The organism is Sphingobacterium sp. UBA7253 (genome assembly GCF_002472745.1).
Lineage (GTDB): Bacteria > Bacteroidota > Bacteroidia > Sphingobacteriales > Sphingobacteriaceae > Sphingobacterium > Sphingobacterium siyangense.
In genome coordinates this window covers 1-21447 of record NZ_DKSP01000190.1, presented here as the reverse complement: position 1 = coordinate 21447, position 21447 = coordinate 1, and the positions used below count along the sequence as shown (strand labels likewise).

Here is a 21447-nt window from a genome sequence, read left to right as displayed (position 1 = left end):
GCAACAGGTATGTTGCTCCGGCGACGGATACAGAGCGGATGCTGTGTTCGGTATGGGCTGAGGTACTTGGTGTTGAGCGTGTGGGTGTTGAGGACAACTATTTTTCTCTCGGGGGCAATTCGATATTAATGGTGTCAATTATTAGAAAATTAAAAGATCTTGGATATGATATCTCATACAGAAATTTTTACAAATATCAGAATATTCAAAAAATTTCTGAAACAATAGGAACAAATTCGTTGAGTGATAAGAATATAAGGTCTTCAAATTTTAACCAAGGAGGCAAAATTGAAATAGAAATAAAAGAACTAAATCAAAGTCAAAAAAAAGATCAAATATTTTTGTTTCCTGGTTCCCCCGGAGAAATATGGGCATATGAGGAACTAGCGAAGGGGCTAGAACCTTGTTATTTGGTTTATGGCTTACAGATGCCCGGATTAAAAGATAACGAGTTGCCAATTAGGACGATATGTGAGGTAGGTTCAATGTTTAAAAATACTATTAAAAAGCACTTAAAATCAGATAGAATTCGAATTATCGGACATAGTTTAGGAGCATATGTAGGATATGAAGTAATTAAACAAATGCAAGAAGAAGGAATACATGCTCAAGATTTTATTATTCTAGACGCGCCTAGCAATAAAACGATAACCGGATTAAATAATTCCCAGAAAACGACGGATTTATTGGAGAAAGTAAAATATATGATGAATGCATTGAATATACTAGAAAGTAAAGATCCTTCATGGTACGGGAAAATGTTTGAACACTTATTTGATTCTAAAGAGGAGCTGAAAATTGAAACGGTCTTGAATTATTTAGAACAAACACTTAATTATAAAAGAAATAGCAAATATAATTTACAAGTTTTACGAGCAATGATATACCAATATTTCATGGATTTTGCTCCAAATAAGATTTTGGAGGGTGAAACTTTAATAATCAAAAGTATAGAAAATCAATCCAAACTGGAACACCCTTCAATGGGATGGAGTAAATACTGTAGAAGTTATAAGATTCAAGAGTCCCCTGGTACACATACTTCGATGGTCGAAGGTGAAAATGCATCTATTTTAGCTGGAAAGATAATCTCCCATTTGTCTAAATAGGTATGGATAACAGAAAATTAGTCACGATTAAACTTGACGAACTTATGGAACGTGGAAATAATTATAGTAATAAATTAGATTTCAGTAAAATTATATGGGGAGTATGGAGCATTGGAAAAGATGACTATGCTGGTATTGATGAACAAGACGCATATTGTGCAATAAAAACAGCAATTGAACTTGGCTTTACGACTTTTGATACGGCGCCTTCATATGGGTTTGGTTTAAGTGAGGAAATTCTGGGAAATGTAATTAATAATTATGACCGGTCTTCAATCCAGCTTATTACAAAATGTGGTTTTGAATGGCAGAATAGAAAGGGAAGCCAGTATTTTAGCAGTTTTGTAAATACTGATGGAAGAAAAAGAAAATATTATTTGAATTTAACAAAAGAAGGTATAATAGACCAATGTAATGATAGTTTGAAAAGGCTGAAAACAGACTATATAGATCTTTACTCTGTCCATATTTATAATCAAGATAGCCTTCTATCAGAAATTGCGGAGGCGATGACAGTTCTTAAGAAGGATGGAAAGATTCTTTATTCAGGAGTTTCAAATTATTCTTTAAAAGATTTCGAAGAATTAAACTCGCATTTTGATCTTGTTAGCAATAAAAGGCGTTATAATCTATTAAACCGCATTGTTGAACAAGAGGTGCCATTTTATTTAGCGAATGATAAATTTATTTTGGCATATGATGTATTACAGAGAGGAATTCTAACAGGTAGAGATTATCCACCATTTTATTTTAAGAATGATGATCCAAAATTGACTAGGTTTTACAAACCCGAAAATAAGTTGGTGATTAACGAGCTTTTGAATGCCTTGACTTTAATTGCAATCGAACGGAACTGTACATTGACCCAATTATCTATTGCTTGGGTTTTACATCAAAGCGCTGTTTCTTCAGTTATTCTAGCAGCTACAAGTTCATTACAAGTTGTTGATGACGCGAGATCAGGTGATGTATTTCTAAGCCAAGATGATTTGGGCCAGATTAATATGATATTAGAAGAACTATTACCTAAGTTAAAATAAAATAGGATGAAGATTATTTTGAATTATATTCGACCATATACTTCACAATTTTTTGTGATTTTAGTCTTAACATCAATTAGTCAAATTTTAATATTGTCTAGTCCTTACGTGCTTGGTAATGAGATAATTGATCCATTTGTAACAAAAGCACAATATTATCGTGAGCATGGTTTAAAAAGCGATTACTTTAATGGGGTTATCAAAGGATTTATTGTTTTTGTATTATTAAGTACGGGTTTTTGGATTGTTAGAATTACAAAGGATTACATATTGAATATTAATATTAAGAAAATTAGTTCTAATCTTTTTCTTGATATAAATAAATGGATATTCCGAAATAACCTACATTATTTTGAAGACATTCAAAGTGGCAAACTAATATCTCTGTCCCAAAAAGTAAAGTCTGATGTTGAGAATTTTATAGCGAAAGCGATAAATGTTCTGTTTGTTTCAGTAATTAACTTTTTTATATTGATGTATATTACATTCGATTTATCTCCTTTTTTACCGTTAGTTTACACCTTATTAATCTTGGCACTCTGTTCCTTTATTTATTTTTTGAGCAAAAAAATAATGCGGATACAAATTGATATTATTGATCAAAATACAAGTTTATTTGGTTTTATTACTGAGTCGCTTAGGAATTTTGAAACAATTATATCTTTAAATGTTGTCAATAACGAATTAGAGAAAATTTCTGGTAAGATTGATCAAGTTTTAAATATTGAACTAAAAAAAGAAAAGCAAATTCAAAAATTTAGTGCTTTATATTGTTTTGTAATTTATGCTATTCAGTTTATCATTCTTTTTGTTCTCATTTATTTAGTTTATGAAGGAGATGTTTCCATAGGCCAATTGGTTATGCTTCAAATGTATTTTTTCATAATTTTTGTTAGTTTGGAAGAATTTGGAGGAGTTGTAGTTGCATATAGAGAAACATCTGTTTCGTTAAAAGATGTGATTAAAATAAAAGATCATTTTATCGAAACTGTACCTTCTAGGTTGCCAGCCATTAATCAAATAGATAAGATAAATTTTAAAGATGTGTCCTTTAGTTACGGATCTTCTCCGTGTCCTACACTGATTAACATTTCGTTTAATATAGCAAAAGGAGAAACTTTAGCTATTGTAGGACCGTCAGGTTCTGGAAAATCTACTATACTCAAATTATTGTTAGGCCTATATGATCCTTCAAGTGGATTTATAGAATATAATGGCAAAAAATTAAACAGGCTAGAAAAGGAATCCTTACGAAAGAAAATTGGAATAGTTGGACAGGACACGCATTTGTTCTCAGGCAGTATTAGAGAGAATATGTTGTTTGCTAAGGATACCGCTAGTGAAATGGAGATAGTCGAGGCATTGGCCAAAGCGTCCTGTGAAAGTCTATTAAGCAAAGTTGGTAGGGATTTAGATTCTGTAATAGGTGAAGGAGGTATAAAACTCTCAGGAGGTGAAAAGCAACGTTTAGCAATCGCGAGGTCATTATTAAGGGACAGTTCTCTTTACATATTTGATGAAGCAACATCTTCTTTAGATTCTTTTACTGAAGCAGAAATAAGCGATTGTATTCGAAGTGTATCGAAACTAAATAATAGTATCACCATAATGGTTGCGCATAGATTATCCACTGTGATGTTTGCTGATAGAATCATGGTAGTAAAAGACGGTTCAATAATAGAGATAGGACCACATGAGAAGTTATTAGCCCAAAACGGAGAATATGCAAGAATGTGGAACCTTCAAATAGGAAAAAAATAAAATCTTTCAACAATCTAAATACACGTAAAAATTATGAATATCTTAAAAATCTTAACTTATTTTTTTTCTGTTTTTCTTCTATGTATTTCTTTGATTTGTAACGCACAGCAACATAAATCTGTAAAAGGACGTGTTGTTGACCAACAAGGCGTCGGAATTCAGTATATTAATGTAGAAGTGATAAAAAAAGATTTTGAAATCCCAAAAGCATCAACCCTTACGGATAACAAAGGTTACTTTTCTTTAACTGTTGAATCTATAGAAGATGTTAGTATTCGAATCAGAGGATTAGGGTACCGAGATACTATCTTGCAAAGATTAGACGTAATAAATAGTGATTCTTCAATCCTTAAGGATATTATACTTAAACCTTCAATAGAACAGCTCGAAATAGTTGACGTGATTGGTAGAAGACCACAGGTATCATTAAAAGGTGATAGAATTAGTTTAAATGTAAGTCAGAATATTACAAGTACGGGGTCAAGTGTGCTTGAAGTATTAAGCCGGTCACCTGGGGTGTATGTTACTTCAGATGATGATATTATGCTAAATAGTAAGTCAAACGTTTTGGTGGCCATTAATGGCCGCCAAACATATATGTCTGGGAAAGAGTTGGCCAATTACTTACGGTCCCTACCTGCGCAGAATGTAAAATCAATTGAACTTATTTCTAACCCTCCGGCAAACTATGATGCTGCAGGAACAGGGGGGGTAATCGATATAATTTTAGCCAATAATAATATTCAAGGATTGCACGGTTCTGTTACTGGGGGAGCTACATATAATTCCAAATTAGGCTATTCAACTGCCGCTAATTTAAATTATATGACATCTAAATTTCAATCAAAATTTGATGTTTCACACAATAATATATTTTATGGAATAGATTTAAATGTAGATAGAAATTTTTCAGGGGCAACCGTTAACGAAAGTGAACTTTTTTCGCAAAATACGCAATGGGATATGAGAGGAAAGCTAACCCAGGCAACAGCAGCTATCAATTATTCATTTAATGACGATCACAGAATTGGTACGAGTTATCAATTATATTATTTGGATAAAAAAGATATGAGGATCGGTGATACAAAAATATATACTGGAAATTCTTTTGAACCTTCAGATATTGTAAATACTTCAGCTAACGAAAAAAGCCCACAAAATAGACACGCCTTTGATGTGTTTTATCTAGGGAAATTAGATACAATAGGATCTTCATTGGACGCAAATATATCATATGTGATTTCAAATAGAGATTTCTTATCGACTTTAATCAGTTCAGGTAGTGTTCCTGCTGAGCCAACTTCGAACTTGCATGTATTGACTGATAATCCAATAGAATATAATATTCTGGCAGGTCAAATAGATTATACAAAAGTATTTGGTAGCGGATTGAAAATTATATCAGGTTTAAAATATAGTACTGTTAAATCTGATAATAACTTAATGATCAGGAATTTTATAGATGGGGCTTGGAAAGATGATCCAAAAAGTAGTAATCACTTCAAATATAAGGAGAAGATCGGAGCAGCATATTTATCCTTGAATGCACCTATTGGTAAAAGTTTACAAATAGATGCTGGGACAAGAGTAGAACATACTCAAATGCATGGTAAATCGTTAACGACTGGTGAAGAAAATGATCGTTCATATTTAGATTTTTTTCCGTCAATCTCTGTCACGAATACGTTTAACCAGAAGCATAAAATGACTTTAAATTATAATAGACGGATAACAAGGCCCAACTATGAATTATTAAACCCTTTTGTGAGATATTTGGATCCGTTTACAATACAGACTGGCTACCCAGGAATACGACCAATGTATTCAAACGGTATAGAACTTAGTAATACTTTTAACGATAAATATCAGATAGCATTATTTTATAATAACTTAAGCGACGTGTTTAATGTTATTCTGAACCAGAATGATGAAACCAAAATAACGACAGTACAAACATTGAACCTTGATTCACAAAATGAATGGGGGATACGCAGTAATGTCGGTATAAAATTTTTCAAGTGGTGGGATAGCAATAATTCTTTCATATTTAATAAAGTGCAATATAAATCTAAAATTGACGGATCGATTTTAGATGTTAAACAACACTCCTATAACTTGCGAACGCAACATGATATGGAAATTTTTAAAGGTATTAAACTACAGATGACAGGTAGTTTTATAGGACCAGTAAGATTCGGCCAATTTAAGCAGGATCCTCAACAATGGTTAGATATGGGGTTACAGAAGTCGTTTTTAGATGGCAGACTACAGGTAAACATTAAAGCTACAGATGTTTTCAAAAGCCAAAACTTTTTTGCCAATATAGATTTTGCAAATATTAAAACTGTAAATAGAGAATATTATTCCAATCAATCAATAGGATTTACATTAAAATATACTTTTAAGAAAGGGAAAGATTTTCAGGTCAACGAAAAAGAAGGAGCAACTGAAGAAAAAGGAAGAATGAACTAATACAGATCTATTTTAAACGATGTTAGGGAACTATGATTGAAGTAAACTTATTTAAGGATTTTAATGTCGGAAATACTCCTTTAGTACGGAATGCTTACCTTTCTGGAATATTTTCGTGCAATGTTTTTTTTAAAACGGAATATACTAACCCAGCGGGCTCCACTAAAGATAGAGTAGCATTGTTAATGATCCTAGATGCAATAAAGAAGGGAAAGATCAACGCAGGAGGTCGGTTTGTGGAAGCTAGTAGTGGTAATACTGGGTATAGTATTGCATATTTCGCCAAAAATTTAGGCTATTCAAGTACCATTTTTCTATCAAAGGGATGTTCGAGCGAGAAGATTGCATTATTGAATTCAGTTGGGGCAGAAATTGTTCTTTGTGAAAACTCGAATGGATTGAAAGATAAATCATCAACCCAGTCTAGGGCTTTAGCCTATTGTCAGAATAATAGGAATACGTATTTCACTAATCAATATGACAATCCTCTTAATTCTTTTGCACATTTTATTACTTCTGGACCCGAAATCTGGGAACAAACTAAAGGACAGGTCACTCATGTAATAATAGGTATAGGAAGTGGAGGAAGTATCTCAGGAATAGGCAAATTTCTGAAGATGAAAAACAAACACATAAAAATTTTGGGTGTTGAACCTCATGGATCTATTTATTCATCTAAGGAGATTCGCGTTACTAAGTCTCCTGGGAAGCAATTTGATCCTATTGAAGGGATAGGGAAAAATTTCCTACCAAACTCATATAATCCAAAAGTTGTTGATAAAGTTTATCAGGTAAGCGAAAAGGAAACAAAATTTGTAGCAAAGGAATATAGTAAATTGTTTTGCAGGCTATTGGGGTTCTCAAGTGCAGCTGTAATAACTGCAATACTACAAAATAAAGATGATATGAATTTTTCGATAGATGATAATGTTGTTTTATTGTTCCCAGATGACGGAGACCGATATATAGGAAAGATATATTAAATGCTTTAAAAATTCGGTTTCCTTTCTTTTATAACTTTTATGAATTCGAGAGTTCTTTTAAAAAGATGGACTTTAATAAATTAAAATAATTATGACTAATATAATTCAAGGACTTTGGATAGGTAATAACTTGTCAAATAATGAGCTATTGTGTTTAAATTCTTACGTTAAAGAAGGACACACTTTTCATTTATATGCATATGAAGATATTCCAAATATTCCCGAGGGTATATCTCTATTAGATGCTAACCAAATCATACAACGGAAATACATTTTTCATGACAATGCTGGTTCAATCGCCTCCTTTGCTGATTGGTTTAGGATAAAATTACTGTATGAAAAAGGTAATTGGTGGGTAGATATGGACACTATTTGTTTGAAGAAATTCGACTTTTCAGATAAGTATTGTATTTCATCAGAAAGAGATTATTCTTTAAATTTTAACGTGCTAAATAATGGATTTTTAAAATTTCCAAAGGGGGATATTTTTTTAGAAAAATTACTGGTTAAAATCGAAAAGAAAATAAAAGAATCAGATGTAGTAATATGGGGGGAATTAGGAGTTTATTTATTCAGAGAAATATTTGAACAAGAAAATGAGCTAAAAAAATACGTTGTTGATCCTGAAGTATTTTGTCCTATTGATTATTTTGATATATCTAGCTTAATTTGTAAAACAGAAGTTGAAATTGGTCAGGAAACATACGCAATTCATCTTTGGAATGAAATATGGAGGAGGGGATACTTGTCGAAAGATGGGATTTATCATCCCGAAAGTTTATATGAAAAATTGAAAGAAAAGTATTTGTAACTGTTAGTAAAAATATAATAAATGATTTCCATTTTTTATTGTGATTGTACGTTCACTCCAGATCAATTGTATTCATATTATTCAACGAATAAAAACTCCTTTACACGATCTTGCATCGAGCGTTATGAATCTTATCAACATAGACTTAGTGCTAGAAATTTTCTCATTGGAAGGATGCTCCTTCACTTTGGATTAATTTCATCAAACGCCAGATCATCAATTTCGGATATCTTGTATTCTTCGTATAACAAACCTTATTTTGAAAGGGGACCGTTCTTTAATATTTCTCATTCTGGCAATGTCGTCATGTGCGTTATGAGTGATTGCTACGATTTAGGAATAGATGTTGAAGAAATTATCTATTTGGATATAGAACAATTTCGTGATTGTTTTTCCGTAAAGGAACTGAAGGTAATTTTTAAAGCGGAGAATTCTTTGAATGAGTTTTATAAATTGTGGACAAAGAAAGAGGCTATAATTAAAGCTGATGGTAGAGGTTTTGGTATCGATCTCAGAGAATTAAATGTGCTGCTGCCGAGAGTTTCAATATGTTCGGCCGTCTATGAAGTTTCTCCGATCGAGATTGGTCCTAATTATGTTGCTCATTTAGCAACACGGTTAAACGAACCCAATTTTGGCTATGAAGCTGTTGACTTACAGGATATTCCCCTCCAATCTTTATTAGATTGTAAGATGGTCATTTAAATGACAATTCTAAGGTAAACAAGACTTCTACGAACATATATTTGTCTATTTCGGTGATTCTGGGCCAGTGATTTCGGCGTTAACGGGCCAATTATTTCGCTAGTCATTGGGCCACTTTCCGATTACAATAATATACAATTCATTTAAGATTCCAATTTTTTTTTTCTTCTATAGGATTCACCCGTCAATTCGACTCTGTGCGAGGAGAAAGTGACCCTGTCAAGAATGGCATCAGCAATAGTACTTTCACCTATCAGTCCATGCCATTTTTCTACCGGTATCTGGGTAGCTATTACCAGCGAGGCACTATTGTAGCGGTCTTCTATGATATCCAGTAATGCAGTTCTTGCCTGTTGGTCTATGGAAGTGAGCCCAAAGTCATCAAGGATAAGCAGCTCCGCTCTTTCAACCCTTTTCAGCAACTTGTGGTAAGTACCATCCAGTCTGGCTATTTTTACCATATCAAAGAACCTACCAGTGTTAAGATAGAGTGTTTTGACCAGCATCTGACAGGCTTTAACACCTATGCATTGTGCAAGGAAGCTTTTCCCGGAACCTGCAGGACCTGTTAGTATAACGTTCTCCCGACGGGTTATAAAGCCCATTGAAAGCAGTCTTTCAAACATATTTCTGTCGAGACCTCTAGAAGGATTGTAATCGATATCAGTGGCGGCAGCTTTTTCCTTGAAAGAGGCCCTGTGGATAAGGTTATCGATATTCTTATTCTGTCTTGTTTCCCATTCGGCATCTACGATAGTTGCCATAAAGTCATCCAGGCCCATTTCACGGTAAAGATTATCACTCAGACTGCCACGATAAAGTTCAGCCATGGTCATCATACGCATCTTGCGCATTTTTTCGATTGTTGTGTTTTCATTCATATTGTCTTTTTTTAGTGTTATATTTATCTGTAGATCGAGGTGTCCCGTAGGTTTTCATGCACGGGGATATGGAATGCCTCCTGTACTTCTTCTTCTAAGGTATCAAGTCTGTTTTTTAGGATATTGTATATTGTCTGATAAGATGCCTTATGGTGCGAAAGGGCTCTTTTGCACGCATTTTCAACGCGGGGGGCACTATGTGTCTTTACGAAAGAAAGTATACCCTGCGCCTGTTTGTAGGCCATTTCAGGATAGTTGTACTGTGCGATCAGCCGCCGGATATATTCCTGTGCAGATACCCCGACAGCTGCGGCCCGCTGTTCAAAGTACACCGGATTCCAGTCGTTATAGACCTGGTGCGAGGAAGGCATATGATCCCCGATAGTGGTGTAGTTTCCCGGCCGAAAGCTTCTAGGGTGCTTGGCTATACGTTGGAAGTTATAAAAGACTTCGACTGTTCCACTGTTATATTGCACTTCTACGTGATGCCCAATATAACGATGAGGTACACTATAATAGTTTTTATCTACACTCAGGTACACGTGGGATATCTTCTGCACTTTTGCACGCCTGAAGTACCTCAGGCTATATGTTGATACAGGCAGTGGGTTCAGATATTCTTTTTCCAGATCAATGAACTGGCTCCTTCTGGTGGATCCGCCATGTGAGAACAGGTAGTCATTGTATAATACCAGCTGCTCCGCTATGGCCACATTGAGCTCTTTCAGGCTAAAGAAGGTCTGTTTGTCCAATGGATAAAAAATACGCTGATAGACTAATGTTACGCTACGTTCGACAAGAGCTTTATCCTGAGGGTGATACGGTTGTAAATGGTAAATAAGAATGCAGCATAATTGGTAAGTTGGAGTGCAGCATTTTCGGCACTAATAAATACACAATCCAGTCCAAAAGTATGCTATAAAATTTACTTGTCCAAGAACGTTTTTCTATTCTGCATTCTATAGCTTTCTCCTGTGAGGTTTATCACTTCGCATCGGAACAATATCCGATCTAAAAGTGCCGTTGCAATAACTTCATCCTCCAGCATTTTAGCCCATTCTGTCGGCTTCTTGTTTGTCGTTACAATGATCGAAGTAGATTCGTAGATCTGGTTGATGAAATTGAAGAAAGCGACTGCGACATTTTTTTCCAGAGGAAACAGCATGACATCATCAATGACGATGAGGCTCGCCCGCAGCATTTTTTTGTATTCAGCAGCCTGTGAACGTACAAAGTCCCTTGTCTTTAAGGTAGAAACGATCTCTTCCATCGTCCTGAAATACACATGATAGCCTGCCTTGACAGCGTCTCTTGCCAGGCCTGCTGCAAGCATTGTTTTTCCAGTTCCACTGGGTCCCATCAGCACGAGATTAAACAGCTGGTCAATCCAGTTAAGTTCCCGTAGTGCAGCGAGCCGTTTGTCGGTAAGCCCGTTACGTTTGGCTTCGTAGAGCGATAGGTCGTTGTTTTTTGGCAGAGAAGCAGATTTCATCCGTCTGCTCTCATCCCTTTGCCGGCGGTGCTGCTGCTCGGCCCTGAAAAGACGGGAGAGTAGCTCCAGATAGCCTATCTGCTCATTTTCTGCCCCCGATAAGATATCATCCAGGCCGGCAGCTATCGCTGAAAGCCTGAAGTCGGCGCAGAGTTGTTTTACCTGTTGTTTTTGATTGTCCATAGTTATTGCCTGATAAGATTTATATATCCCTGTCGAAGCAACGACAGGGAGTGATTGTTTTAGTTGCAGCCGAAAAGCGCCTCGTAATCATCCAAGTGACTTTTCTGGGGTTCAATATCCAGTTGTGTACTGCTGTTTCCATTCAGAGGGTTCAGCCGTATGATCTTGGTATCCAGCTCAGGCTCCTGCTTTTTTTCCGAGCGGATGTATTCCAGATAGGCTTTAAAATCCGTAGCGCTCAGGATGTTGTTGGCATGTACATAATCCAGCGCGCGCGATATCTGTGCAGCACTGTTATCCTTTACAGTACGCTCGACCATCTGCAACTGATCCCGTATATACCGCTTTTTGTGAAGTTTTATGGCCAGTATCCACTGCTTTGCCTTAACCGGATCTTCGAACAGATTGGAGATCCGATCTACTATTTCTGCTATTTTAGGCTCCATGTTCCGGCCATGGCTGCGCAGTATGATTTTTTTGCCCTTAAGGCTGCATATATCGTGCGTGCATATTTCTTTTCCACAGAGATCCCGGATGAGCAGCTTACCCGCAAGTTCGCTCAGCTGCACTTTAATGGTTCCCGCGTTGTAGGTGCCGATGGGGACACTATAGAAATTGCCCTTATACGACACTTTATTGTCTTTATGGACAGCGTAAAGCTTTTTTACCGGAGTCTGCGGGGCTATTTCATACCACATTTCCAGCAATAGCTGTTCGCGTTGCAGTTCTTCCAGTGGGATAAGTTTCGTCGTACCATGGGGCAGATTGTTGGCCGTACGGAAAAGCCAGGCCCGGCATTCATCGTTGAGCGTATCCAGGTCACGGTAAGGCCTATTGTAGAGAAAGTTCTGCTTTACGTATTTGACCACATTCTCCACTTTCCCTTTGCTCTGGGGATCGGCTTTACGGCAGAAATGAAGTTTGATGCCACGATCGCGTACATAGCTGGAAAACTCGGAGGTCAGGACGATGTCACCGAGGTTTTCCGATACCATAAATAACCTGTCCTGATCATAGACGATCTCACGGGGCAGTCCGCCGATAAACCGAAAGGCCTCTTCATGGGCAGCGATCACCATAGCCGTGGTAAAGGGTACATCGCTGAAAACAACAAACTTATAGCGGCTCCGTGAGAGGATGAAGGTAAAGAACTGTACTTTTTTCTGCTTACCGCGCGTAGTGGTCATGTTGTAAAAACCAAAGTCAACCTGCGCCTGCTCACCATAGGGAAGCTCCGCGACCATCTGGAAATCGCGGGTGCTCACTTCTTTGGGGATGTTGAACTCCGCCCGGATATCCTGAACAAAGTTGAATACGGTCTTGGGGCTGACTTGCGGAAAGTCAGGGTAATGCTCCCTGAGCCAGTCATGCATCTGGGCCGCTGAGGTATCGTTATACAGCGACAGCTTTTCCTTTACGAAATCACGGTAGGGATCCAGTAACTTTTTCTTGGAAGGGGGCGCTTCCAGTTCTTTTTGGTAACTTCGGTCGTCTTTGCTCAGAAGCTTTTTTACAGTACGCCAGTTCAGGCCGAGATGTTCGGAAATCCTGCGAATCGAAATGCCTTCCCGATGCATTCTGTGAACCTCATGATAGGTCATAAGTTTACTTAAATAATAGTTCATAAATAACTTTGTCTTTTGCTCCGACAAAGCTTGTTTTTTCTTTTGGGACACCGCGTCCCAAAAGATGAACTATGTATTTATTAGTGCCAATTATGCTGCATTCCTTATTGCCAAAAATGCTGCACCGTTAGTGCCATTTTTGCTGCACTCTAAATTGCCAAAAGTTGTGTATTCTGATTTACCGATTACACCGGTCGGGCAGGATCTACTACACAGCTATGAAAAAGAGCAAAGTCCGCAAGGGTTTTGTTTATTTCAGGCGCATATTTAGAACCTTTACTAACGGCCGACTTCAGATTATCGGACACAATGGCCTGGGGCACCCCGCCGGACCATCTGAGGCAGCTGTCAAGGCAGTCGATAAAGTCTTCACGTTTTTGGCTGGCAACAGCTTTCACAAACGTATATTGACTACAGGGGTAAACGGCTACGAAGATTTCCACGGGGATAACCTCGCCGGTAACCCTGTCCACATAGGACATTTTTTTACCTGTAAAGTCTACAAAAAGTTTCTGACCGGCCTTATGCTCCAGTTTTCCCGAGGCTTTGACCTGACCTTTCCACTTTCTATAATGGGTCGTAAACTGTGTGTAACGATACCCATCAGGGTGTTCAATGAGGTAGTTTTGCCATATAGTCTGTAAGGTAGCTCCTGGGCGTTTGAGTTCACTCTGTATTTTACTGAACTGAGAAGATAGGATTTCGTAACGCTTCTTTTCCGTCTGGTCTTCTTCCGTGAAAAGGTCGTGAAGCTTCGCATCATCCATAGAAAGAAGCTCGGAATAATCCAATTCCAGCACTTTAAACCGTTGGATATAGCTATCTACCGTTTTACGGTTGATGTTCATCATCTGGGCAACCTTACGGTTACTAAGTCCCTTTTTCTTAAGAAGGATCAGTGTTCTAAGTTCCATTTTATCTTTCCGTTGTCCTGCCATGCTACTGCGATATGTTTATACAGCAGCAACTTAAGCAGTTTAATGGAAAGTGGCCCAATGACCTCCGTTTTCAAAGTAAGAATGGCCCGTTGACCTCCGAGATTCAGGAGATTTTTTGGCCCGCTGACCTCCGAAATAATTGGCAAATCAAACCGAATTAGCTGGCCCAGTGACTTCCGTTATAGACACATATATTGTCTGATTTTGTTCAACATAGGAAGAATGGAAAAAGCTTTGATCATATATTAAAGGATTCAAAATTGCTTTCAAAATATATACAATGTCATAAAAAACGAGTTTTTCTGAAGCAACAACTTTGTTGAAGTTCGCAAAAGGGGATTAACATATTATTTGAATATCCCCGATCTATAAGTTTCCACAAGTTTTTTATCTGATAGGTGTAAATAATCTTGAAAAAGCCCATTTAGTTCGACTATTTTCAAATCAACTTTGTCGTTAGTTCTTAGTATTTTATCTTCAGAATGTTCATTTCTTTTCGCAATCTTTAGCCCATTATTTGTGTAGAAGCCCATGAAATTTTTGTTTCCTGCAAATAATGAATTTCTAAATTGATAAGAGGGAGAAGTACCATCCTTTCGCAACCAAACAAAATTACAGTTTGATATAATGTTATTTTTGAACTGAAATTCAGAAAGATACGGGCCAAACCAAACGGCGGCTTCGTAGGCACCAGATACAATCGAATTGGTAAGAGAAAAATCTTTGATATTCTCAAGTAGGACCAAGGCATTCTTACATTCATAGAAAATACAATGGTCGACATGTGTTCCTTTCCCGTGCGCCCAGATAGCCGCTTGGATAGGAGAAGAGTTTCGTTCTCCTATAAAAAAGCATTGTTGAATGTTTAGCCCAGTATAAGAGGTGTCTTTCTTTGAAATTGGGTAATAATATGAAATATTTGGGTTTGGATTTCCAATAAATTTTAAGCCTCTGATCGTAACATTGTTCATATTGACAAGAAGACTAGTAGAATGAGGAAATTGGACATCGGAATTATTGCCGGATACAGAACCTATCACTGGCATTTTGTAAGGATTCCAGTCTTTAGCTCCAGGAAGTATACCGGCCTCTATTGTTAAGCTCGGTTTTTTATTCCCTTGAAGTACAATTTTGTCTTTCAATATATATAATCCGGGGAGCAGTTTAATTGTAGGGGATTTAGCTTCAGTTAACGAATCAATTTTTGCAATAGCCTTTTCAAGACTTTTTAATGGGGTTTCCAATCTTCCAGTATTTGAATCACTACCATTTATAGGGTCTACATAGATGGTCTGAGCCATCAATATATCAGTTATGCAAAAGAGAAAAATGATAATCAAGAAAGCTTTCATAATGTGATTGTTGTTGTTTTAGTAAAATATTAACTACGGTACTTAATTGCCTATTGTTTAATATTAAAGATAAAGAAAATGACCTTAAATTTAGAAAACTATATTTTTTAATAACATTCCAAATCATTTTAAACGTAACTGGTACTAATCATGTTTTATAATTCTTTGACGGTTTAAGTGTTTTAAAGAGTATTATTAATAACTTGATAACACACAATGACCGTGGCTCATCTTGTATTCATTAAGTTCTTCATCTGTCATATGTCCAAATTCTTGTATAGCGTCCTGCAAGATTTCGTTTAATCTTTGCTCTCCTTTTACTCCTAAATTTCTTTTAACCTTCTCTTTGCATTTCTCAAGTTTTGCATTTTCATAAGTTACCCAACGAGCGAATTGATCTGGCATATTTTTGAAAAGCCATAGTATTTCGATCTTGGATAAATAGGGACACATGATACAGTTTGAAGGGTAGGGCAGGGGAAATCCGACCGCGCGAATATATGTCTGACATGCACTCCGATCCATGCATTCTTCAATCAGGGGGTATGTTTTTTCGATACATTCTGTCATCCATTTAGGTATAGGATCTCGATACGTTTTGAAGAGATTAAGTTGCTGTGCCTTTCTTGACTTACGCTCCGATTTGGCGATTCGTTTCTCTTCACCTGCAGCGATGCCAAGTATAACTTTGATTCTGCCAAAGTCTTTTACAAACCGCTTAATGAATGCTTTTCCTTTCGGAATTGTTTCTTCGGTATAGTCATAATACGTTTGGGCGATATAATGGTCAAGATAATTGTACAGTGGTTTTATCTTCAGATTGTCTGTGCAGGTACGAGGATATGCAAGCGACATGATAGTGCTGTTTTTCTCGAATTGGGCAGTAAGTGAAGGCCATGTTTTTGGGTGGTATCCCTTATCTGATGTGATAAAACAAAAAGCTATTCCATTCCGTCTACAAAGATCTTCAATAAAGCTTATATGCGAATAGGTATGCGGATGTTCGTTGCCTGTATCGGACATTAAAATCAGTAAATCCCCGTGTATCCATTTTTCGCGAAAAGATGGATCAAGAATAATTTTGTATAAAATGGTGGTGCTATCTTGTCCTCCTCCGAAAGCAAGTACTGTTAACTTTGTTTCAGTTCTTGAAATCGGATGGTTCGTCTCGGTCTTTAGAGACAGATTATTTGTAAGCTCTATTGGAGCTATCGTAGCTTTATCTAATTCGAGTTTTTCCATACCTTTTTTGCATGCGGCGATGCAGGAATTTTCAGGTGAAGGATCGTGGAATAAAGCCATTATGCCGCGAAAGTCCCGAAAACAATTCCGGAATTAGTTTTGCAAAAAGAAGGGATGGATTGAAAAAGTCTATAACGATGGACAGAATAGGAAAATGTAGCTTAAAAACACTTCGTGCCATAGCAATTTAAAGAGCTCCGAAGGGCTTTGTGCTGCTAATACGAGTGAAACTCATATTCATATACTCTCATTGCAGACCTCAGTGATTTGTTTCTTTCGTCTTCATTTTTCCATCCTTCTCTATGTTGTTTTTCGAAGTAATTGGTATAGTCCAATGCCATTTCGATAAGTCCTGCTTCACCGCTATCTACTTGATAATAATATGAAATAGTATCATACCAATCTTTTGCTTGGTGTGCATAATCCAGCATGAATACGAATGTTTTGTACCAAGAATCAAATCCGTTGACGGTGTCCATCATAATTGTTTTCTGTTCCATTTTGTCTTATTGAGTTTATAGTTAACGATGAATGATTTACAGAGGCTTTACAGGCATGAAGAGCCAATTAGGGACAAGGTGGAATCGTTGAAATTTGTGGAGGCTCCCACAGTAAAACAGGGGATACCCAAATTTTATAAGATCTACCTTGGTATGATTTCAGGGGTATGTTTAAGTGCGGTAGGATCATTTACCTATTGGCATTGATGCCTAACTTTGCTTGTGGAAATCAATGCATTTTAATCGGCTTAGCATTTATTGGGATAGCTAACAAATTGGACAGATCTTTTTGGTGTTATCAAACTAATCTTACCGAAAGAAAGAGAGGGTATTTTGTTTATTTATGACAACTACGCTACCTGTTTAATTTTCTTCTTTCGTATGGTGGTTCGTTTGATTTTTATCGGTTGCATCCTGAAATCATCTAGATTGAGGAAGAATCCCCGATTTTTTAGCACGCCCTTACGGAACATATTCCAAAACAATGATGCGCCAATATTTGCGATATTGGTATTGATGAAAAGATCCTGTTTTTCTAACGCCTCTACTAAGCTACAGCTTGGTGTATCGGATTCGAGTTCAGACTCTTCAAGTAAACCCCCGTATTCATCCGTTATCATGGGTAGGAAACCTTGGACGTCGTATTTCTTAGAGATCGGTTGGTTGATTTCGCCCACCGTTGATAGGATTACTTGCCCTGTGGTCTTGTCATTGCCGCAGTCCATCCAATATCTTGGAGAACCAAAAGTTGTATATGAATTTCTGTTATTCTTTAGGAATTTGGCAATTTGGATTCTACTGGCAACATTGTCTACGCAAGTTATCGTGATGGTTGCTAATTCACTGTTGGCTTTGAAGTGATGGGCTTGAGCCTTCCAGTCGAATCCAAATGCTCTATTTATCCGATTGATCAAAGCAACGGCTTTATTCAGCCCAAGTTCTGGAGAAGTGAATAATTGCTTTCCCAAGTTGGGTTCTTCTACTTTATCTCCATCATACGCAAACACTTGAAGGCCGGCGTGCCCTAGAGTGTTAAGAGACTTGTTGATTCTGGCGAGAGCCATTAGCATCGAACTGCCCGTTCCACCTATGCCAATTAGGTTGACTGGAATGGGATTTGTAGGATTCAAAAGATCCTGACAGACGAAGTGGACAGTTTTTTTTTCTGAAGTTATTTTTCTATTCTTTTTCATGTTAAATTATTTTATTGATGTTTTTTTCGGTAGTGATAAGGCACTCCGTGGGGAAAGGGGTATCGGTATTCAGTAGTTCTTTCCAAAGTTGGACGATATTTCCTTTAACAGGAGATTTATCTACGTTAAGATGGCTGAATGAGCTGTTCCAAAAAGCTGCTTCCCAGTATTCCATAAAATATTCAAGACCACGGTTACTTTTTACCGGAAAAGTCCCTACTGAGCCCATGCATACAGACCCATTATCATAAATATTGAAAAATGGCGCTTTATATAATTGATCCTTCACGTTAGGACGCTTGTTTCTTCTGGTTGAAAGTGCCCAAACAGACAGTTTTCCCTTGGATGCTTTCCATATCATGGCAGGGACATTTGCCTCGCCATCATTCAACCCTATGCTTTTGGTAAACTGTAGTGATTTTTTTTGAGCCCCAGTAAACCAGACAACTTGTCCATTTATATAATCTATGTGTAGTACTTTCTCTGGTAAAATACTTTCTGAAATAAGGTACGAACGACGTTCTTTTTCCTCTTGAATAATAAGGGATTTCCTTAGCTGTTCAGTCTCGTTTATAGTCAATGGATGGGCATTTATCGGATAGCCTTTTTCATCTATATCGTAACTTTCAATATAAGGTGGAGCATCATAGATATTGGAAGTAAATACTACTAACGCTTTTACTGGTTTGTATTTTTCGTTGAACATCGAAGTTATGTTTTTGTATATTTTCATGTGTCTTAATTTTACTCTTCATGGAAAGCATATAATGCCTTGGCTACCTTGTCAAAGAATGCAATCAATTCCTCTTGCATTGTAAGGTCGTGTATCTCCTTAGCCACCTTTCTGTTAAAAAATTGGGGGGCCGAAGGCTCTTGTTTTCCGCTAAATTCATTTAGATAATTGTTAAGATATTCATTGATATTGGTTTTCAACCAGTCACTTTCACCTCCCCATAGGAATCCAATGTACATTTCGGGACATAAAATATTTTGAACTTCTTCTTCAATGTAATTTGGAATCGCGGTTGTTAATGAGATTTCAGGGTATTTTTTTCTTAAAACGAGCGCGTCTTTGCACGCTTCCAGCATCGCTTTTTCTTTATCATTATAGGGTTTGAATCTGTTTACATTCCATTCGAACCTATCCAAGCGGGATGGTATAACTATTTCGGATAACATTTTCTGTCCGGCATATTGTATAAAATCTATTTCTTCTATCAGTTCTAATGCCAGATCCTCATCATACTCGTAGCCCTGCTCAATATCCTCTTCTATAAAATTCCGAATAGATTCGTAGCAGCCATTTAAGAAAGTGTAGGACTCTGTATAAAAGGGAACATCCAGTTGTAGTTTTTGGAATGCGAACAATGACAGCACAAGATTCACGAATTTTGAGTTTTTGTCTTTCTCCCAGAGGTGGTAAATTTCTGAAATAGGAAAAAAATACAGGTCATATCCTGTATGGGCAGATTTTATCGTAGCAATAGAAGTGGCAGATGTATCTGATTGAAGTATTGCAAGATGAAGTCTATTATCTATTTTTTCGAATTCTTCTTTTACTGTTGAAAAGGCAAACGCTATGTTTTCAGGATATTTTTTGTCTTGCGTATCAGGTATAGTCAACTTATAGAATTCACAGAGATTTCGCAATGAGCGGAAAAAGCCTTTTTCTACTTTACTACCTTGAGCTAATTCCAGATTGGATATCATAGGCTGTGAACCAAACTGATGAGTCAGAAAAGCAGATCTATCAAATCCAGAGGTGCACTCTGCATCTTGTCGGATCGGATAGCGGAGGCATCCCGCCTCCTGTCCAATTCCAGTGCATAATAATTTATTTGTCGATATATTTTTTCTGTTTTCCATGATCCATTTCTCTTTTTTACCAATCTAACCTTTTTATAACCTGTTATTTTTTTCATCCTTTTGTTCCCATGATTGTTTTAAAAGTGTACTGCTCTTCGTCGTTGTTGAAAACAGGACCTTCTATCTTAGCGGTTGTTAGGATAGGATATTGACCCGAGTAAAAATTTAAGACGGCCTCAGGAGATAATTCCGCTGCTGGGTCTTCCAATTTGATTTCAGTACCGTTTTCGGTGAATTTGAATATTCGTTTGAACTCTGTTGATAGTAACATAATATTATATTTTGGAGTGTAATAGATTTATTAATTCCGTAAGACTAAAACATAGTGACCAGTTTCGATTTTGTTTCCAATTCGGTTCGCTTTTTGATGATTTCAGCGGCATGTTTCGGGTAGTCCTCCACTTTTGGCAATGCTTCCAGAGCCTCCTTGTATTGCATATCCTTCTCAAATTGGAGGGACTTTTCCATATTTTGCTTGTAAGCTTCCATGTTTTCCTTCTTAGTATTGGAATCATCAATTTTTGGCTTGTCGATCTTCTTCTTTTTATCCTGTTCTATACGGGACTTTTTATTTGCTTCTTCAAGACTTTTGAGGTAGGACTCCATATTCATCAGTAGACCTGAAGTCTTTTTTATAGGTGTTGATATCCTCTTGAAATATTCCTGATCCAATTCTTTTGGGGTAGCTGTCAGATTTAAGGGAATAATGTTCTTACGGGCATTATCTCCTATGCGATCGTTATTAAGTGTTGTGGATACGATCATTCTTCCGTCTTCCAATTGCTTGATTGTGAGGTTGAGGTTCCCAGCAATTTTAAGAGCTGCTATTGCTTGGAAAAAATTGGTTTTGACATCTAGTGTCGTTTCATTGTTCGCTTCCATGGTATTTGATTTTAGTTTCAATTGTAACTTAGTTTGATTCCCCCTGTAACTATTCCTGTTTCTAGCACAGGGGGAAAGAATGATTAGAATGGTAAGTCATCATCTGATACGCTTGGTACGAGATCTTCTACGGGAGAATTTGCCGTAGGAACTGCATTGATATTGTTGCTGTCTGATGTATTTGATTTCGATTTACCTAGGAAATCCAGACGGTCTACACGAAAATCGATGGCACCTCGATGCTCTCCAGATTTGGTTTGATAAGTTCGAGCACTTGGAAATCCGGTTACTTCTACTAGCAAGCCCTTAGTTAAGTGCTCAGTGATTTTTGGACGGTTCCAATAGGCGCAGTCGATGTAAGTCGTTTTTTGCACCTTGGAGCCATCATGGTTCCTGTAATTTTCATTTAGGG

General features: G+C 37.0%; 21 protein-coding genes. 7 read left to right on the top strand and 14 right to left on the bottom strand.

Annotation, left to right across the window (positions count from 1 at the left end):
- The 7 genes from B2X72_RS19260 to B2X72_RS19230 all read left to right on the top strand — a co-directional run.
- On the top strand, positions 1 to 1109 hold a 1109-nt coding region (locus B2X72_RS19260), incomplete at its 5' end, for a thioesterase domain-containing protein (RefSeq protein ID WP_286851121.1).
- A 2-nt stretch (positions 1110 to 1111) separates the two neighbouring features.
- Positions 1112 to 2149, top strand: a complete 1038-nt coding sequence (locus B2X72_RS19255) for an aldo/keto reductase (protein WP_286851120.1) — start codon at positions 1112 to 1114, stop codon at positions 2147 to 2149.
- A gap of 6 nt (positions 2150 to 2155) precedes the next feature.
- Positions 2156 to 3910, top strand: coding sequence for an ABC transporter ATP-binding protein (locus B2X72_RS19250; RefSeq protein ID WP_286851119.1), 1755 nt, complete (start codon positions 2156 to 2158; stop codon positions 3908 to 3910).
- A 33-nt stretch (positions 3911 to 3943) separates the two neighbouring features.
- On the top strand, positions 3944 to 6382 hold the full coding sequence (locus tag B2X72_RS19245) for a TonB-dependent receptor (RefSeq protein ID WP_286851118.1): 2439 nt from the start codon (positions 3944 to 3946) through the stop codon (positions 6380 to 6382).
- A 32-nt stretch (positions 6383 to 6414) separates the two neighbouring features.
- A complete protein-coding gene (locus B2X72_RS19240) occupies positions 6415 to 7365 on the top strand; it encodes a PLP-dependent cysteine synthase family protein (RefSeq protein ID WP_286851117.1) in 951 nt (316 codons plus the stop codon).
- Between the two features lie 91 nt (positions 7366 to 7456).
- Positions 7457 to 8176 carry a hypothetical protein gene (locus tag B2X72_RS19235; RefSeq protein WP_286851116.1) on the top strand — a complete coding sequence of 240 codons (720 nt, stop codon included), beginning with the start codon at positions 7457 to 7459 and terminating at the stop codon, positions 8174 to 8176.
- Between the two features lie 315 nt (positions 8177 to 8491).
- Positions 8492 to 8881, top strand: a complete 390-nt coding sequence (locus B2X72_RS19230; protein WP_286851115.1) for a 4'-phosphopantetheinyl transferase superfamily protein — start codon at positions 8492 to 8494, stop codon at positions 8879 to 8881.
- Positions 8882 to 9024: 143 nt separating this feature from the next.
- On the opposite strand, the gene istB (B2X72_RS19225) is transcribed toward B2X72_RS19230, so the two are convergent.
- The 14 genes from istB (B2X72_RS19225) to B2X72_RS19160 all read right to left on the bottom strand — a co-directional run.
- On the bottom strand, positions 9025 to 9762 hold the full coding sequence (gene istB / locus B2X72_RS19225; RefSeq protein WP_136903589.1) for an IS21-like element helper ATPase IstB: 738 nt from the start codon (positions 9760 to 9762) through the stop codon (positions 9025 to 9027).
- A gap of 23 nt (positions 9763 to 9785) precedes the next feature.
- Positions 9786 to 10514, bottom strand: a complete 729-nt coding sequence (locus B2X72_RS19220; RefSeq protein WP_286851114.1) for a Mu transposase domain-containing protein — start codon at positions 10512 to 10514, stop codon at positions 9786 to 9788.
- Positions 10515 to 10687: 173 nt separating this feature from the next.
- Positions 10688 to 11437 (bottom strand): IS21-like element helper ATPase IstB, encoded by a 750-nt coding sequence (gene istB / locus B2X72_RS19215; protein ID WP_286851113.1) that lies wholly within the window; start codon positions 11435 to 11437, stop codon positions 10688 to 10690.
- Positions 11438 to 11496: 59 nt separating this feature from the next.
- Positions 11497 to 13062 carry an IS21 family transposase gene (istA, locus tag B2X72_RS19210; protein ID WP_286851112.1) on the bottom strand — a complete coding sequence of 522 codons (1566 nt, stop codon included), beginning with the start codon at positions 13060 to 13062 and terminating at the stop codon, positions 11497 to 11499.
- A 185-nt stretch (positions 13063 to 13247) separates the two neighbouring features.
- The gene (gene istA, locus B2X72_RS19205) at positions 13248 to 14000 is read right to left on the bottom strand and encodes an IS21 family transposase (protein WP_286851111.1); all 753 of its coding nucleotides are present in this window, start codon (positions 13998 to 14000) and stop codon (positions 13248 to 13250) included.
- A 347-nt stretch (positions 14001 to 14347) separates the two neighbouring features.
- The gene (locus B2X72_RS19200) at positions 14348 to 15340 is read right to left on the bottom strand and encodes a hypothetical protein (RefSeq protein WP_286851110.1); all 993 of its coding nucleotides are present in this window, start codon (positions 15338 to 15340) and stop codon (positions 14348 to 14350) included.
- A 207-nt stretch (positions 15341 to 15547) separates the two neighbouring features.
- Complete coding sequence (locus tag B2X72_RS19195; protein WP_286851109.1) at positions 15548 to 16594, bottom strand: hypothetical protein; 1047 nt, start codon at positions 16592 to 16594, stop codon at positions 15548 to 15550.
- Between the two features lie 215 nt (positions 16595 to 16809).
- Entirely contained in the window at positions 16810 to 17094 is a 285-nt protein-coding gene (locus tag B2X72_RS19190) for a hypothetical protein (RefSeq protein ID WP_286851108.1), read from the bottom strand.
- A 350-nt stretch (positions 17095 to 17444) separates the two neighbouring features.
- The gene (locus B2X72_RS19185; protein WP_286851107.1) at positions 17445 to 18287 is read right to left on the bottom strand and encodes a PRTRC system ThiF family protein; all 843 of its coding nucleotides are present in this window, start codon (positions 18285 to 18287) and stop codon (positions 17445 to 17447) included.
- Between the two features lies 1 nt (position 18288).
- Entirely contained in the window at positions 18289 to 19020 is a 732-nt protein-coding gene (locus tag B2X72_RS19180; protein WP_286851106.1) for a PRTRC system protein B, read from the bottom strand.
- A gap of 11 nt (positions 19021 to 19031) precedes the next feature.
- Entirely contained in the window at positions 19032 to 20153 is a 1122-nt protein-coding gene (locus B2X72_RS19175; RefSeq protein WP_286851105.1) for a hypothetical protein, read from the bottom strand.
- A gap of 52 nt (positions 20154 to 20205) precedes the next feature.
- Positions 20206 to 20424: a PRTRC system protein C gene (locus B2X72_RS19170; RefSeq protein WP_286851104.1), complete on the bottom strand. Its 219-nt coding sequence runs from the start codon at positions 20422 to 20424 to the stop codon at positions 20206 to 20208.
- A 44-nt stretch (positions 20425 to 20468) separates the two neighbouring features.
- Positions 20469 to 21035, bottom strand: coding sequence for a hypothetical protein (locus B2X72_RS19165; protein ID WP_286851103.1), 567 nt, complete (start codon positions 21033 to 21035; stop codon positions 20469 to 20471).
- An 83-nt stretch (positions 21036 to 21118) separates the two neighbouring features.
- A partial coding sequence (locus B2X72_RS19160) for a single-stranded DNA-binding protein (RefSeq protein WP_286851101.1) occupies positions 21119 to 21447 on the bottom strand: 329 nt, incomplete at its 5' end.